Source organism: Ruegeria sp. I3 (genome assembly GCF_056532525.1).
Genome location: NZ_JBQFNI010000002.1, coordinates 1 through 14,083 on the forward strand (window position 1 = coordinate 1; position 14,083 = coordinate 14,083).

Here is a 14,083-nt window from a genome sequence, read left to right on the forward strand (position 1 = left end):
TTCCCGTTCAAACTGAGCAAAGGACAACAGCACGTTCAGGGTCAGTCGGCCCTTGGATGAGGAGGTATGGTGCGGGCGAGGCCACAGAGACAAAGGAACAGTTCGCCTGTTCCAGCCGTTCGACCAGCTTCGAGAAGTCGGCGAGCGACCGGGTCAGCCGGTCGATCTTGTAGACCACAACCATGTCGATACGCCCTGCATCGATCTCTTCAATATGGCGCTTCAGGGCGGGTCGCTCGAGTGTGCCGCCCGACAGGCCGCCGTCATCGTAATGCTTGGCCAATAGGACCCAGCCTTCGTGTCGCTGGCTGGCGACATAGGCCGCGCAGGCCTCATGTTGCGCGTCCAAGGAATTGAAGTCCTGATCCAGCCCCTCGTCAGATGACTTGCGCGTGTAAATCGCGCATCGGATTTTGCGGCGCGGGCTCATTTGGCCACCTTTCCGGTGAGCCCATCCGCATGTGCAGTCGACATTTGTGCGGTCCGGGCGGTTCAACTTTGTCATCGGAGATCAGGAGCGAGCGTTGGAACCCGGTGACAGCCTGACTATTCCGTCCGGTGTAAGCCATGGTTGTGTTTGCCTGGCTGCCGGAGAGTTGATCGACTGCTTCACGCCCAGGCGGGACGATTTTCTGTAAGGCGTTTTCCGTCCGCGCCATGACCTTTGGCCACGTTCTGCGCATTGAGGCAGGGTAGTCTATTTTCGGTGGGTCGGGCAGGGCGACGCCATATTCTGCGTTAGAAGTCGGATCAATGACGGGCGACGCCGCAGCTCAGGTTAGGAATTGCGTATCTCGCGGGCTGATCCGATGCCGAGGATCAGGTCGGCGCATCGTTCGCCCAGCATCATGGCAGGTGCGTTTGTGTTGCCGGCGTTGATGTCGGGCACGGCTGACATGTCGCACACCCGCAAGCTCTCGATTCCGCGCACGCGCATCCTGGCGTCCAGCACGGCCATTCCGTCGCCGTCCCGGCCCATTTTGGCAGTGCCCGCCGGGTGATAGTTGGTTTTTACGAATCGCTTGCAATGTGCTCGTAGCGTCTGGTCGTCGTCCGCTGTGGGAATGACGATTTCGCGAACCCTTTGAGCAAGCGGGCCCGAAGTGAATGCCCGACGAAAGAACCGCTGCCCCCGGATCATCTCTTGCATGTCGTCTTCATGCTTCAGAAGGTTGGGCGAGACCACTGGCATGGTTTGAGGATCGGCCGAGCGAAGCCGGACCTCTCCGCGTGATTTCGGTTTGACCACGACGGTCGTAACGGTCAGGCCAAAGTCATCCTGCACCTCGTCCAGAGCGTCGCGATCCAGATAAACAATTGGCACGCAAAAAGCTTGAATGGTTGGTTCTCCATCAGGAATCGACGGATTGACAAACGCGCCGGCTTCGACTCCGGCGGAAGTCACCGGTCCGCTGCCGAACAGTTTGAACTGGATGCCGTTGCGAAGCATCCGCCAGCCCTCACCTTGTTTGAAGTATCCGTAGGGACCGTTGGCAAAGGCGGTAATTGGAACTTCGGGGTGGTCGATCAGGTTCTGGCCAACCCCAGGCAATGGGCAGATCACGGGAATACCGTGATCGGCAAGATGTGCATCAGGTCCGATGCCTGATAGCATTAGGATTTTTGGCGTCACCAGAGCGCCCGCCGCAACGACAACTTCACCATCGCACCGGACCGTGTGGGCTCCGCGTTTGTCTCGATACTGCACGCCGACGGCCTTATCGTTTTCGATGATGACTTTGTTGACCGTTGCGCCAAGCTGGATGGTCAAGTTCGGGTTCGTCTCGAGAGGGGCGAGAAACGCATAGGCTGACGAACTGCGCTTACCGGCGCGATTGGTGAACTGATAGAACCCGACACCGCGCTGCGTTGCGCCGTTAAAGTCCGTGTTGAATGGTTCGCCAAGGGCCTGCACCGACTGAACGAACCAACGTGACATGTCGTCGATATGCCCCGGATCCGAGACCTGCACCGGACCGTTGCTGCCATGCAGGTCATTGTGAAGCCTGTTATTGTCTTCCATTCTACGGAAGTAGGGCAGCACATCATCCCATCCCCAGCCGACCCCGTCGTTGGTCTGTCGTAGCAGGTCGTCCCACGCGTCATAATCAGAAGGGCGGCCGCGCATATAGACCTGGGCATTCACAGACGACCCGCCACCCAGCACGTTGGCCTGCGGAATGTCATGCACGCGACCGTCCAGGTGGTCCTGCGGTTCGGTCTGGTGGTAGGTCATGAACTTGGACCCGTTGATCATCTTGAAGATACCCGGCGGCATGTCCAGCAACGGATGGCGGTGCGAATGCCCGGCCTCCAGCACCAGAACCCTGCACTTGCCCTGGTTGACCAGTCGCGCTGCAGCGGCTGCGCCGGCAGAGCCGCCGCCGATGACGATATGATCGAAGGTTTCCGTCATGAGTTCGCCTTCAGGCCCGGCGTTTGGGTTCGCTGATCGAGTCGCGCTCCACCAGTTCGCATTCAAGCTTCACGAGAGGGTGTCGCTGACCATCCGTCGGACCGTGGAACAACTGTTCGATGACCCAGCGTCCCATCGCCCTAGTTGGAAGGATCATCGAGGTCAGGGGGGGCGACAGGTGTCGCGCGGTTTCGTCATCGTCAAATCCGATGACCGAGATGTCTTCGGGGATGGATAGGCCAAGTTCCTTGAGCGCCTCATAGCAGCCGATTGCCATTCGGTCATTCTGACAGAAAATGGCGGTTGGCGGAGAGGGCAGGTCCATCAATTCGCGCGTGGCAGCATAGCCTGCGCTGGGCAGCCAGTTGCCCTCGATGACCAAATCCTCGTCAAATGGGATGTCGGCGGAAGCAAGGGCGTTTCTGTACCCGGTCGTTCGCCCTGCGGCGCATTCCATGAACGGCTCGCCGGTGATGGTGGCGATTCGTTTGTGCCCCGCCTTGATCAGGGCGTTGGTCGCCGTATGTCCAGCAGCGACTTCGCCGGGGATCACCGCAGGAAAAGAGAGGTCGTCGCAAAAGCAGTTCAGCAGCAGAACCGGGGTTGCGGTCTGCCTGAGTATTTCCGGAACGACCACCCGCCGGGTGAAAACGGTTGCGTAAATGATGCCCGCAACCTGTTGGTCGAGGAAATACCTAAGCGTTCTGGGTTCGACCTCGGGGTCGTTTTGGGTTTCTGCCAGCAATACAAGATTTCCCGTGTCCCGAACGGCCTGTTTCACGCCATTAAACGCGTTTACCATTTCGGGGCTCGACGCCAGATCGTCCACGACAAAAGCGATGGTGCCGTCTAACGCCGAGGGTCGAGGCGCGCTGTCCTGGGGTTTCCTGAGTTGAGAGGGCATGGCGTATCCAAGCGTGTTGGCGGCATCCAAGACTCTTTGCTTTGTGTCCTCGGAGATTTTGACGGAATCGTTCTTGTTTAGAACCAGCGATACTGTCGTCTGTGAGCACCCGGCGACGCGTGCAATATCATGCATCGTTATGCGCTGCCGGCCCGCGACTCGTCCCACGCCCCTGTGCTGCCCGGTCTTGTTCGCTTGATCGTTCATCGCTCAACCTTTTTGTTCGCTTCCTTTTTATCGACTATGCGAAGGACACGCAACTAATATTAGTGAATAGTAATTAATATTAGTGTTGACGAAATAATATTATTAGTGTTTTGATCGGCAGTGCGGTCGCCAATGTGGTCTGACCGAGCAAACGCGGGAGGCGAAATTGCGGTCTGTGGTGGGGGAGTTGGGTCAGGTGGTTCGGCATTCGATGTTCATCGATGGCCGCTTTACCGACTCTGACGCGGACACGGTTGGTGTCGAGAACCCTGCAAATGAAGAGATCGTTGCGCAAGTTCCAGATGGCGGTGCCGCTCATGCGGATGCGGCCGTCGAGGCGGCCCATCGTGCTTTTGGCTCGTGGTCCTCGCGCCCGGCGATCGAGCGGGCGCGACTGGTTCAGCGGTTGGCCGAGGCCATTCGGATTGACGCCGGGCGTCTGGCAGCCTTGATCACGGTCGAGCAGGGCAAGCCGATCACGCAGGCCCGAAGTGAAGTTGATGCTGCTGTTACCTTTCTTTGCCATGCGGCTGAAGAGGCCCGGAGGATTTCGGGTGACATAGTGGCATCGGACAACAAGTCCGAGGAAATCCAGATCCGGCGTCATCCTTATGGCGTTGTTGTTGCGTTGACGGCCTGGAACTATCCGCTGGCATTGGCCGCCAGGAAAGTCGGGCCTGCGCTGGTCGCGGGCAATACTGTTGTTCTGTTGGGGCACGAAATCACGCCGCTGTCCGGTCTCGCGATCGCCGAGCTTGCCGAAAAGGTCGGGTTTCCGGCCGGTGTTCTGAATGTTCTGACAGGCAAGGGGCCGGTGGTAGGGCAGCGGTTGGTCGAACACCCCGATACCTCACTGATCACAATGACCGGCAGCACACGAGCCGGTAAAGAGATTTTTCGCGCCGCGGCCGACCGGATCAAGGTTGTCCGGCTCGAGCTTGGCGGTAAGGCTCCGTTCATCGTGATGGAGGATGCGGATATTGACGCTGCTGTTTCGGCCGCCATTGCCGCCCGGTTTGCCAATTGCGGCCAGATTTGCACCTGCAACGAGCGTATGTATCTACATCGCAGCATTGCGGATCAGTTTCTTGAAAAATTCGTGTCTGCGACCCGCGCTTTGTCGATCGGGGATCCGATGGAGGACTGCGATCTGGGTCCCAAAGTAAGCAAGGCCGAGGTGTCCAAGGTCGCCGAAATCATCCAGCGCAGCATCACAGAAGGTGCCACGGTTCATCTGGAAGGCGGGCCCCTTTTGGACAGCGCGCACCGCAAAGGACACTGGATGTCCCCGACGGTTCTTGAGGTCTCCGACAACGGCAATGCCGCGATGCAAGAGGAGGTCTTTGGACCCGTGGCGACAGCCATGCGAGTCGATGATTTTGATCAGGCGATAGACGTAGCGAATGACACATCATTCGGGCTGTCTGCCTATCTCTTTACGGCATCGCACCGGCGATTGATGGAGGCCCCGAGCCGTTTGAAGTTCGGCGAATTGTACCTGAACCGCTCCAATGGTGAGGCCGTACAGGGATTTCACACCGGTTGGGGTTTGTCCGGGGTTGGGGGCGAAGACGGCGCGTATGGCTTTGATGGCTATCTGAGGAAACAGACGACTTACATGAATTGGGCATGACCTAAAACTCGCGGTCAAAACGGAGGCGACCGCACCAATGGAGGAGGAATAACCATGAAACGCAGAACTCTTTTGATCTCGACGGTTGTCGCGGGTGCGCTGTTGGGCACGACTGCGATAGCGCAGGATCTGCCACCGCTTAAGCAGAAAGATCGCTACAAGGTCGGCTTTGCGCAGATGGAGTCGAACAATCCGTGGCGCATTGCCGAGACAAAATCGTTCCATGATACGGCCGAGGCCTGCGGCTGGGACCTTATCGCGACGGATGCAGCCGGATCTGCGGCAAAGCAGGTTGCGGATGTGGACAGCATGATCGCCCAAGGCATCGACGTTCTGTTCCTGCCCCCGCGGGAAGAAAAGCCGTTGATCCCAGCCGTTATGAAGGCCCGTGCAGCGGGAATCCCGACCTTTTTGGTGGACCGCTCGGTTGATCCGGCGGTTGCCAAGCCGGGCGAGCATTTTGTGGCGTTCCTTGGGTCGGATTTCATTGATCAAGGCAACCGGGCCGCACAGTGGCTGATGGAGAATTTCGACGGCGACAATGGCGTCATCGTCCAGTTGGAGGGCACGACTGGTTCTTCACCTGCAAATGACCGCAAAAAAGGTTTCGACGACGCGATTGCAGCGGATGACCGCTTTGAGATCGTGGCTTCTCAGACCGGTGACTTTGCGCGCGACCTGGGTCGTCAGGTGATGGAAACCCTGCTGCAGGCGCACCCCGATGTGAACGTGGTCTACGCCCACAATGACGAGATGGCGATCGGTGCGATCCAGGCTCTGGAACTGGCCGGCCGCAAGCCCGGCGAGGACGTGACCATCGTTTCGATCGACGGGACACGCGATGCACTTCAGGCTATTATCGATGGCAAGATGGGGGTGACGGTGGAAAGCTCGCCCTTCTTCGGCCCTCTGGCTTGTGAAGTCATGAATAAATACGCAGCTGGCGAGACGATCCCGGAATGGGTGAAAGTCGAAGATCGCATCTTTACCAAGGACAATGCGGCCGATCACATCGACGAAGCCTATTGATTCTCCCTGGTGGGTGGTGCTGGCCTGTGGTCGGCGCCGCCTGCAAGCAATCGGAGGAAGACATCTCATGAATGCGCTCGTCTCGATGTCGGGAATTGAAAAGTCGTTTGCCGGCGTACCGGCACTTAGCCAGGCCAACCTGGAAATCGCGCCCGGCGAGGTTCATGCGCTGATCGGCCAGAACGGTGCCGGAAAATCGACGATGATCAAGGTTCTGACCGGAGTTTACGATCGGGATGCCGGCGACGTTCATCTGGCGGGTGTGCCGAGCCGCATCTCCACTCCGCGCGAAGCGCAGGAATCCGGAATTGCCACCATCTATCAAGAGCTCAACCTGGTACCGCTGCGGTCAGTGACTGAAAACATCATCATGGGGTACGAGCCCAAACGTCTCGGCTTTCTGGTCGACTGGCGCGAGGGCAACAGGCGCGCACGCGAGGTGCTTACGCGCTTTGGCATAGATATCGACGTGACCGAGCCGTTAGGAAATTTCTCGACAGCGATCCAGCAGTTGGTTGCAATTGCGCGGGCTGTTTCGTTGGATGCGAAACTTGTCATCATGGACGAACCCACGTCGTCGCTGGATGCCAGCGAAGTCGAGGTGCTGTTCGGTGTTGTGCGCGAGTTGAAGAAACAGGGCGTGTCTGTTCTTTATGTTTCGCATTTCCTCGATGAGCTGTTCCAAATATGCGATCGAGTCACAACGATGCGAGATGGGCGCACCGTCAGCACGCGTAACGTCCAGGACACGACCAAACTGGAAATGATCGCGGACATGCTGGGCCGCAACAAGGATGAGATCGCGGCAGACGGTTTGACGGACTTCGCAGGTGCCAAGGCCAAGAAAGGCGATATCGTTTTACGGGCGGACTCTGTTTCAACAGGCCCGCGGCTGACGCATTTCGACCTCACGCTCCACCGCGGGGAAATCGTCGGGTTGGGCGGATTGCTGGGCTCTGGCCGGACCGAGGCGGCGCGCGCTTTGTTCGGAGTGGACGGGAAACGCAGCGGCGCAATCGAGTTGCATGGCACGGTCGGTCAACCGTCCGGACCGGGTGACGCGATCGCGAACGGCGTCGGCTTTCTGACCGAAGATCGCAAGGCCGAAGGGATCATTCCAGACATGTCCGTGCGCGAGAACATGACGCTGGCCCTGCTGCCGAAACTGGCCAGTCGTGGTCAAATCGACTTTGCCCGCGAGCGCGAGATTGTTCAGGCGTTCATCGACGATCTGGGCATCAAGGCAGCGCATATGGACCAGCCCATTCGCGAATTGTCCGGCGGCAACCAGCAAAAGGTGTTGCTTGCCCGTTGGCTGGCGACGCAGCCCGACATCCTGATACTCGACGAGCCGACCCGAGGCGTGGATGTTGGCGCCAAGCGAGAGATCCAATCGTTCATTCGGTCTTATGTCGAGAAGGGGTTTGGTGTCGTCCTCATTAGTTCGGAATTCGAAGAACTGGTGGAAGGCGCTGACCGCATCGTTGTCATGCACGAGGGACGCTCGGTCAAGGAACTGACCAACCCCGGGGTCACCGAGAACATACTGGTGCGCGCGCTTGCGCATCATGAAGAAGGAACTGGTTCATGGACCGCGCAATGAAGTTGCCGCAACGGGTCGCATCAATGCCCTTCCGCTTTCACGGCGGCATCGCCGCGTTGGTCGCCCTATTGGTATTCAACGCGTTTTTCACACCTAATTTCCTGCAACTGCAAACCCTGTTCGTAAATATCAGCCAGGTCGCTACGATCGCCATCGTGGCCATGGGGATGACGCTGGTAATCGCCACGGGTGGGATCGATCTGTCGGTTGGGGCGGTCATGGCGCTGGCGGGGGCGCTTGCTCCGCTGATCTTTCTGTCGGATCTGGGTGCTGCCAATCCGATGCTAGGCGTCACTTTGGCCATTGTCCTGCCGCTGTTCATTGCGGGGCTATGCGGGGTATTCAACGGCGTGATGGTTGCCGTGTTGAACGTGCAGCCCATCGTTGCAACGCTCATTCTATTCATCTCTGGTCGCGGTATTGCCCAAGTCTTGACGAACGGGAACCTGCAGACGTTTTCAAACCCTTCATTCAGTTATCTTGGAACTGGTAAAGTGCTTGGTTTGCCGTTCCAGGGCTGGCTGGCGCTGGCCATTGCCTGTGTGCTGTTTTGGGTGATCACCAGAACCACATGGGGCCGTTACTTGCTGGCCATAGGGGGCAATGAACGCGCGGCCTATCTGTCGGGTGGTCCCGTTCGACGGGTCAAGATCGGGGCCTATGTCATCTGCGCGGTGCTTGCGGGCCTAGCCGGTTTGATCGTGGTTGCAATCAACTCGGCCTCGGACGCCGCGCGCAACGGCAATCTGATGGAGCTTGATGCCATTGCGGCCGCGGTTGTTGGCGGGGCTCTTTTGCAAGGCGGGCGAGCGCCGATCTTTGGTGCCATACTGGGTGCCGTCATCATCCAGTTGGTCAAATATACATTGTTGGCCAACGGGGTAGAGGACGAAGTTGCACTGATCGCCAAGGCCGTCATCATTATCCTGGCCGTTTGGGTCCAGCAGTTTCGGAGGGCTTAAACGATGTTGGATGAAACGGCTTTTGACCTGCGAAAATACCTTCGACGTAATTCGGCCTCGGTGACGGTGTGGATCGCACTGCTGGCTTTGATTCTGTTCGGGCTGATGCGCTATGACAACTTTGGCAGCGCCTACAATTTCTCGTCTTTCCTGAATTACAACGCGATGTTCATCGCGATTGCGCTGGGCATGTGTTTTGTGATCATGACCGGCGGGATTGATCTGTCGGTCGGATCAGTGGCGGCCTTTACCTCGGTTGTTGCGGCCTATCTCAGCCCGTATGGGATTCAGGTTGCGTTGCCGGGGGCCGTTCTTGCCGGGGTTGGTTTCGGGGCGATCAACGCCTTTTGCATAATCATCCTTCGGATCCCGCCCTTCATCGCCACGCTGGCCACCATGCTGGCCGCAAAAGGCGGCGCATTGGTGATTTCGGGCGCCCAGACAATTTCGGTCGATTGGGGGTCGAACTTCACCAAGCTTGGCATGGGGCAGGCGTTTGGCCTGTTTCCATGGGCGATCGTCATCGTGGCCGGACTGACTCTGGCACTTTGGCTGGTGCTGGAAAGAACAACCATCGGGCGGACCGTCTTGGCGATCGGTGGCAGCGAGGATGCCTCGAACCTCATGGGTCTCAAGGTCAATCGCGCCAAGGCTTTTGTCTACCTGCTGTCGGGGGGCTGTGCGGGGCTGGCCGGAGTCTTTCTGGCCTCGGGTTTTGGAGCTGGGCAACCCCTTGAAGGCATCGGATGGGAATTGTCAGCCATCGCTTCCGTGGTTGTAGGCGGCACTTTGTTGACGGGTGGGATGGGATCGATCCCTGCGACGGTCGCTGGCGCGCTGTTGCTGGGACTGGTCTTCAACGTTCTAAACTTTGAAAACGGTCAGGGCACCATCAGTTTCAGTGCCTATTGGCAAATGGTCATACGTGGAGGCTTTCTATTTGCGGTCATCCTTTTACAGTCTCGGGTTATTGCCAGGCAGCAGAAGGTCTTAGGTTAGTGAATCGCATAGAAAGTGTATCAGCGCGGCTGTTCAACGTTCCGCTCGCAGAGGTCCTGGTCGATGCCAAACATGGGGATCACACTTTTTTTCAATTGATCACTGTCACCATTCAAACCTCTGATGGGGTCGAGGGGGTCGGGTATACCTATACCGGGGGCAAGGGTGGTCATGCCATCTTAGCGATGATCCAGCATGACCTGGCACCGTTCCTTGTTGGACAAGACGCCGAACAGATCGAAAGCCTGTACGATGCCATGCAGTGGCACGTGCACTACGTCGCACGGGGTGGGATCGCCTCGTTTGCCATCTCGGCCGTAGATATTGCACTGTGGGATATTCGCGGCAGAACGCAGAATGCGCCATTGTGGCAGATGGCCGGTGGAGCGTCCAAACGGTGCAAGGCCTATGCCGGCGGGATCGACCTGAATTTCTCGTTGGAGAAACTGCTGCGTCAGACCGAAGGGTACCTTGCGCGTGGGTTCAACGCAGTCAAGATCAAGGTCGGTCAACCAGACCTGGCCGACGATCTTGCACGTGCCCGGGCGGTACGCGAGATGCTGGGGCCGGACCGGTTCTTCATGGTCGATGCGAATTACTCTATGAGTGTCGAACAGGCCATCGTCGCTGCTAGAGGGTTCGCCGACTGCGATATCCTGTGGTTCGAGGAACCGACAATTCCAGACGACTACAAAGGTTATAGCCGAATTGTCGAAGCGACGGGCGTTCCCCTTGCCATGGGTGAAAACCTGCACACCATACACGAATTTGAATACGCCTTTGATGACGCGAAACTGAGTTTTATCCAGCCCGATGCCTCAAACTGCGGCGGAATCACCGGCTGGCTGCGCGTGGCCGCGCTAAGCGCACAGCACGGCATTCCGGTTTGCAGTCATGGGATGCAGGAGCTTCACGTCAGCCTTGTTTCTGCGCAACCCAACGCAGGCTGGCTAGAAGTACACTCATTCCCGATAGACCAGTACACGACCCGTCCACTAGTTGTCGAAGACTGTCTGGCCGTGGCCCCGGATGCCCCGGGAACCGGAGTGGAATTCGACTGGGACAAATTGAATGCGGAACACAAGGAGATGCATAGATGACGACCCAGACGATCACTGCCGCATACTACAGGGGCGATAAGAGCTTTGCAGTAGAGCAAGCCCAAGCGACAGATCCGGGTCCCGGCGAGGCTGCCATTCGTGTTGCCTATTGTGGGATTTGTGGGACGGATATGCACGTCTACCACGGCAACATGGATGCCCGCGTCGGCCTGAACCGGGTTATTGGGCATGAGATGTCAGGTGTGGTCGAAGCGGTGGGCGAGGGCGTCGATACGGTCGAACCCGGCCAGAAGGTCGTTGTCCGACCGCTTGATCATTGCGGAGAATGCCCAGCTTGCAAGCGGGGGCATCAGCATATCTGTCAGAATCTCAAGTTTCTCGGCCTCGACACCGATGGCGCGATGCAAGAGATCTGGAGTGTTCCGGCCCACACGTTGCACGTTCTGCCGGATGACTTGCGCATGGATCACGCGGCGCTGATCGAGCCGGTTGCCGTTGCCTGCCACGATGTGCGGCTGTCTGACCTGCAACCTGGAGAGGACGTTGTCGTTATCGGCGGCGGCCCGATTGGCATCCTGGTTGCCATGGTTGCGCGGGACGCGGGTGGAAATGTCGTGATTTCCGAAGTGAATCCGAACCGTCTTGCGATTGCTGAAAAACTTGGCTTTGACACGATCAACCCAATCGAAACCGATCTGGTGTCCACAATCAACGCGCGCACGGGCGACAAAGGGGCAGATGTGGTTTTCGAGGTGTCAGGAACGCAGCCCGGTGTCGATGCAATGACCGCCGTTGCCGCGACTCGGGCCCGGATCGTAATGGTCGCGATCCATGCTCAAAAGCCCCAGATCGACCTGTTCCAGTTCTTCTGGCGAGAGCTGCGACTGATCGGTGCTCGGGTCTATGAGCCAGAGGATTACGAGAAAGCCATTGCAGTTGTCGCCTCGGGCGGAGTGGACGCGGATGTTGTGATCACGGACGTCAGCCCTCTGGCAGACATCCAGGCCGCGTTCGAAGCACTGGATCGCAGCCCAACCGCAATGAAAAGCCTGATCGAAGTAGGACCGCGTTCATGAGTGTTTTGCAAAGTTTCGACCTGACGGGAAAGACGGCCCTTGTGACCGGGTGCAAACGCGGTATCGGGCGCGGTATGGCCGAAGCATTGGCATCGGCCGGAGCCAATATCATCGGAGTGTCCGCCTCGCTCGAGCTGTCTGGCTCGGATGTCGAAAAAGCCGTGACGGCGATGGGACGCAATTTCCGGGCCTACCAATGTGACTTCTCGGATCGCGCCGCGCTGCATGGGTTCATTGATCAGTTGAGGGCCGACGGACAAACCCCTGATATACTTGTCAACAATGCCGGCACGATCAAACGCAAACCCGCCGCCGAACACCCGGACGACTGGTGGGACGAAGTGATGGAGGTGAACCTGTCCTCGCAGTTCGTTCTGTCACGCGAGATCGGCAAGGACATGCTGGCGCGCGGCTCGGGGAAGATCATCTTCACTGCATCGCTGCTTACTTTTCAGGGCGGCATCACCGTTCCGGGCTATGCGGCCTCGAAAGGCGGGATTGGACAGCTGACCAAAGCCTTGGCCAACGAATGGGCCGGGCAGGGCGTAAACGTGAATGCGATCGCGCCTGGCTACATCGCGACCGACAACACCCAAGCCCTGCGGGATGATCCGATCCGGTCGAAGTCGATCCTGGAACGAACACCCCAAGGCCGTTGGGGTACGCCTGTTGATTTTGCGGGACCGGTGGTCTTTCTGGCCTCGGCTGCGTCGGACTTCGTCAACGGTGAAATCCTTGTAGTCGACGGGGGCTGGATGGGGCGTTAGCACTGCCAACGCTCCATGTGATCCAAGGCATCACGTCCCGATGTAGTGCACCTTCAATCGGCGTGCCTTGGGTGCTTCCCGATGTTCGAACAGGTACAGGCTTTGTACGCGACCCAGCGGAAGCTGCCCCTGTTCGACCGGGATCGATACCTGAGTTTGCGTCAACAGCGCCCGCAGATGCGATGGAGCGTTGTCGTCCTCGGTCGGGCGGTGGTGATACTTGCCTGGTGACTTGGGTACGAGTTTCTCGAAGAACGTCTCGATATCCTTGAGCACTTCGGGATCGGCATTGGCCTGCACCAACAGCGCGGCACCGGTGTGGACGCACCAAAGGGTCAGCAGGCCCGAGACAAATTCGTGTTCGGACACCGCACGCTGAACGATCCCGCTGATGTCGATGAGGGATTTGCCCGGCGTTTCAATGGACAGGTCAAAAAACTCTTGCTTCATCCAGCAGGCCCTTTCCTTGATTTCACGCGATCGCGACCAGTCTCGTATACCCCATTCGGCATTCAGCTGCGGGGCTCAAATATCTGATTTATAGGGTATATTGACTGTAAGTTCATGCAAACAGGCTTTTGAACCTGTCCACACACAGACGAAAACCATCTTCGAAATTCCCGTTGCCGGGGTGATAAACACTCTCGAAGGAAATGACGCCATCATAGCCGTCGGATCTGAGCGCGTCCGCGATGGGTTGGAACAATGGCGCAAGCTGACCTTCCCCCATGCGGCGCACTTCCAGTGTTGCCCGCGGCGTGTCGATCTTTACGTCCTTGATATGAATGTGACCCAGATAGCCGCCGCGCAGTTCTTCATAACCGTCCGGGTATGCCAGTTCATGGCACCAGCAGTTGTTTCCGGGGTCCCACAGCACTTTCAAAGAGTCTTTGGCGTCCAACTCGTCAATCAGCTTTCGGGCTGTATAGTTGGAATTGACCAGCGTGCCGTTTCCGGTTTCCACGACAAGCGTCACGCCCTCAGCTCTTGCCAGTTCAACCGCCGGCGCGATCAGCGGCGGCATCGAGTCCCATACCCCATGCGCTACGTTCCACTTCTCGGCGCCGTTTTTTCCCCACAGTATCTGCTCTTTTCGTTGGGTCATGATCCGAACCAGCGGAGACCCAACAACATGCGCCATGTCGATTACGCGTTTCAAGGCGTCCATATGCCGAGTGTGCAGGTCGTCGCCGGGCCTATTGGCAGCTGTCATCCCAGCAAAGATATGGCGCGACAGACATGACACAGGCTTGCCTCGGTCGCGCAAGAGCGCGTTGATCTCGGCAATTTCCTGCGGGGAATGATCCCCGACCTCCGCATCGCCAACGAATTGAAGCTCTGCATAGTCCAGGCCGAACTCGTCCATCACGTCCACGGCATGCCGCAGATCGCGGGAAATGCCGTCGCAAATTACACCTAATTTCAT

Annotated in this window: 12 protein-coding genes and 2 pseudogenes; 9 read left to right on the top strand and 5 right to left on the bottom strand. The window is 58.0% G+C overall.

The window, feature by feature from the left end:
* Window positions 1-430: pseudogene (locus ACR0L9_RS04340) on the bottom strand (recombinase family protein); the annotation flags it as partial.
* Window positions 431-449: 19 nt separating this feature from the next.
* Between ACR0L9_RS04340 and ACR0L9_RS04345 the strand changes: the two are divergent.
* A pseudogene (locus ACR0L9_RS04345) lies at window positions 450-638 on the top strand (cupin domain-containing protein); the annotation flags it as partial.
* 140 nt (window positions 639-778) lie between these two features.
* Here the strand turns inward: ACR0L9_RS04345 and ACR0L9_RS04350 are convergent.
* Window positions 779-2,416 (bottom strand): GMC family oxidoreductase, encoded by a 1,638-nt coding sequence (locus ACR0L9_RS04350; RefSeq protein ID WP_480894947.1) that lies wholly within the window; start codon window positions 2,414-2,416, stop codon window positions 779-781.
* Between the two features lie 10 nt (window positions 2,417-2,426).
* Window positions 2,427-3,455 carry a LacI family DNA-binding transcriptional regulator gene (locus tag ACR0L9_RS04355; RefSeq protein WP_170396944.1) on the bottom strand — a complete coding sequence of 343 codons (1,029 nt, stop codon included), beginning with the start codon at window positions 3,453-3,455 and terminating at the stop codon, window positions 2,427-2,429.
* 247 nt (window positions 3,456-3,702) lie between these two features.
* Here ACR0L9_RS04355 and ACR0L9_RS04360 point away from each other — a divergent pair, with 247 nt between their 5' ends.
* The 8 genes from ACR0L9_RS04360 to ACR0L9_RS04395 all read left to right on the top strand — a co-directional run bounded on the left by ACR0L9_RS04360 (window position 3,703) and on the right by ACR0L9_RS04395 (window position 12,657).
* A complete protein-coding gene (locus ACR0L9_RS04360; protein ID WP_480895406.1) occupies window positions 3,703-5,160 on the top strand; it encodes an aldehyde dehydrogenase family protein in 1,458 nt (485 codons plus the stop codon).
* Between the two features lie 54 nt (window positions 5,161-5,214).
* Complete coding sequence (locus ACR0L9_RS04365; RefSeq protein ID WP_480894949.1) at window positions 5,215-6,189, top strand: ABC transporter substrate-binding protein; 975 nt, start codon at window positions 5,215-5,217, stop codon at window positions 6,187-6,189.
* 67 nt (window positions 6,190-6,256) lie between these two features.
* Window positions 6,257-7,792 carry a sugar ABC transporter ATP-binding protein gene (locus tag ACR0L9_RS04370; protein WP_480453813.1) on the top strand — a complete coding sequence of 512 codons (1,536 nt, stop codon included), beginning with the start codon at window positions 6,257-6,259 and terminating at the stop codon, window positions 7,790-7,792.
* Window positions 7,777-8,754, top strand: coding sequence for an ABC transporter permease (locus tag ACR0L9_RS04375; protein WP_170512694.1), 978 nt, complete (start codon window positions 7,777-7,779; stop codon window positions 8,752-8,754). Before ACR0L9_RS04370 ends, ACR0L9_RS04375 begins: the two co-directional genes overlap by 16 nt.
* A 3-nt stretch (window positions 8,755-8,757) precedes the next feature.
* Window positions 8,758-9,753 carry an ABC transporter permease gene (locus ACR0L9_RS04380; protein WP_170403549.1) on the top strand — a complete coding sequence of 332 codons (996 nt, stop codon included), beginning with the start codon at window positions 8,758-8,760 and terminating at the stop codon, window positions 9,751-9,753.
* Window positions 9,753-10,853, top strand: coding sequence for a mandelate racemase/muconate lactonizing enzyme family protein (locus ACR0L9_RS04385; RefSeq protein WP_480762652.1), 1,101 nt, complete (start codon window positions 9,753-9,755; stop codon window positions 10,851-10,853). The genes ACR0L9_RS04380 and ACR0L9_RS04385 overlap by 1 nt, the downstream gene beginning before the upstream one ends.
* Complete coding sequence (locus ACR0L9_RS04390; RefSeq protein ID WP_170800148.1) at window positions 10,850-11,890, top strand: alcohol dehydrogenase catalytic domain-containing protein; 1,041 nt, start codon at window positions 10,850-10,852, stop codon at window positions 11,888-11,890. Before ACR0L9_RS04385 ends, ACR0L9_RS04390 begins: the two co-directional genes overlap by 4 nt.
* Complete coding sequence (locus ACR0L9_RS04395) at window positions 11,887-12,657, top strand: SDR family oxidoreductase (protein ID WP_170663785.1); 771 nt, start codon at window positions 11,887-11,889, stop codon at window positions 12,655-12,657. The genes ACR0L9_RS04390 and ACR0L9_RS04395 overlap by 4 nt, the downstream gene beginning before the upstream one ends.
* A gap of 30 nt (window positions 12,658-12,687) precedes the next feature.
* Here ACR0L9_RS04395 and ACR0L9_RS04400 read toward each other — a convergent pair whose 3' ends face one another.
* Together ACR0L9_RS04400 and ACR0L9_RS04405 are read right to left on the bottom strand one after the other, a co-directional pair.
* Complete coding sequence (locus ACR0L9_RS04400; RefSeq protein WP_170466261.1) at window positions 12,688-13,107, bottom strand: secondary thiamine-phosphate synthase enzyme YjbQ; 420 nt, start codon at window positions 13,105-13,107, stop codon at window positions 12,688-12,690.
* Window positions 13,108-13,219: 112 nt separating this feature from the next.
* A complete protein-coding gene (locus tag ACR0L9_RS04405; RefSeq protein ID WP_480894953.1) occupies window positions 13,220-14,083 on the bottom strand; it encodes a sugar phosphate isomerase/epimerase family protein in 864 nt (287 codons plus the stop codon).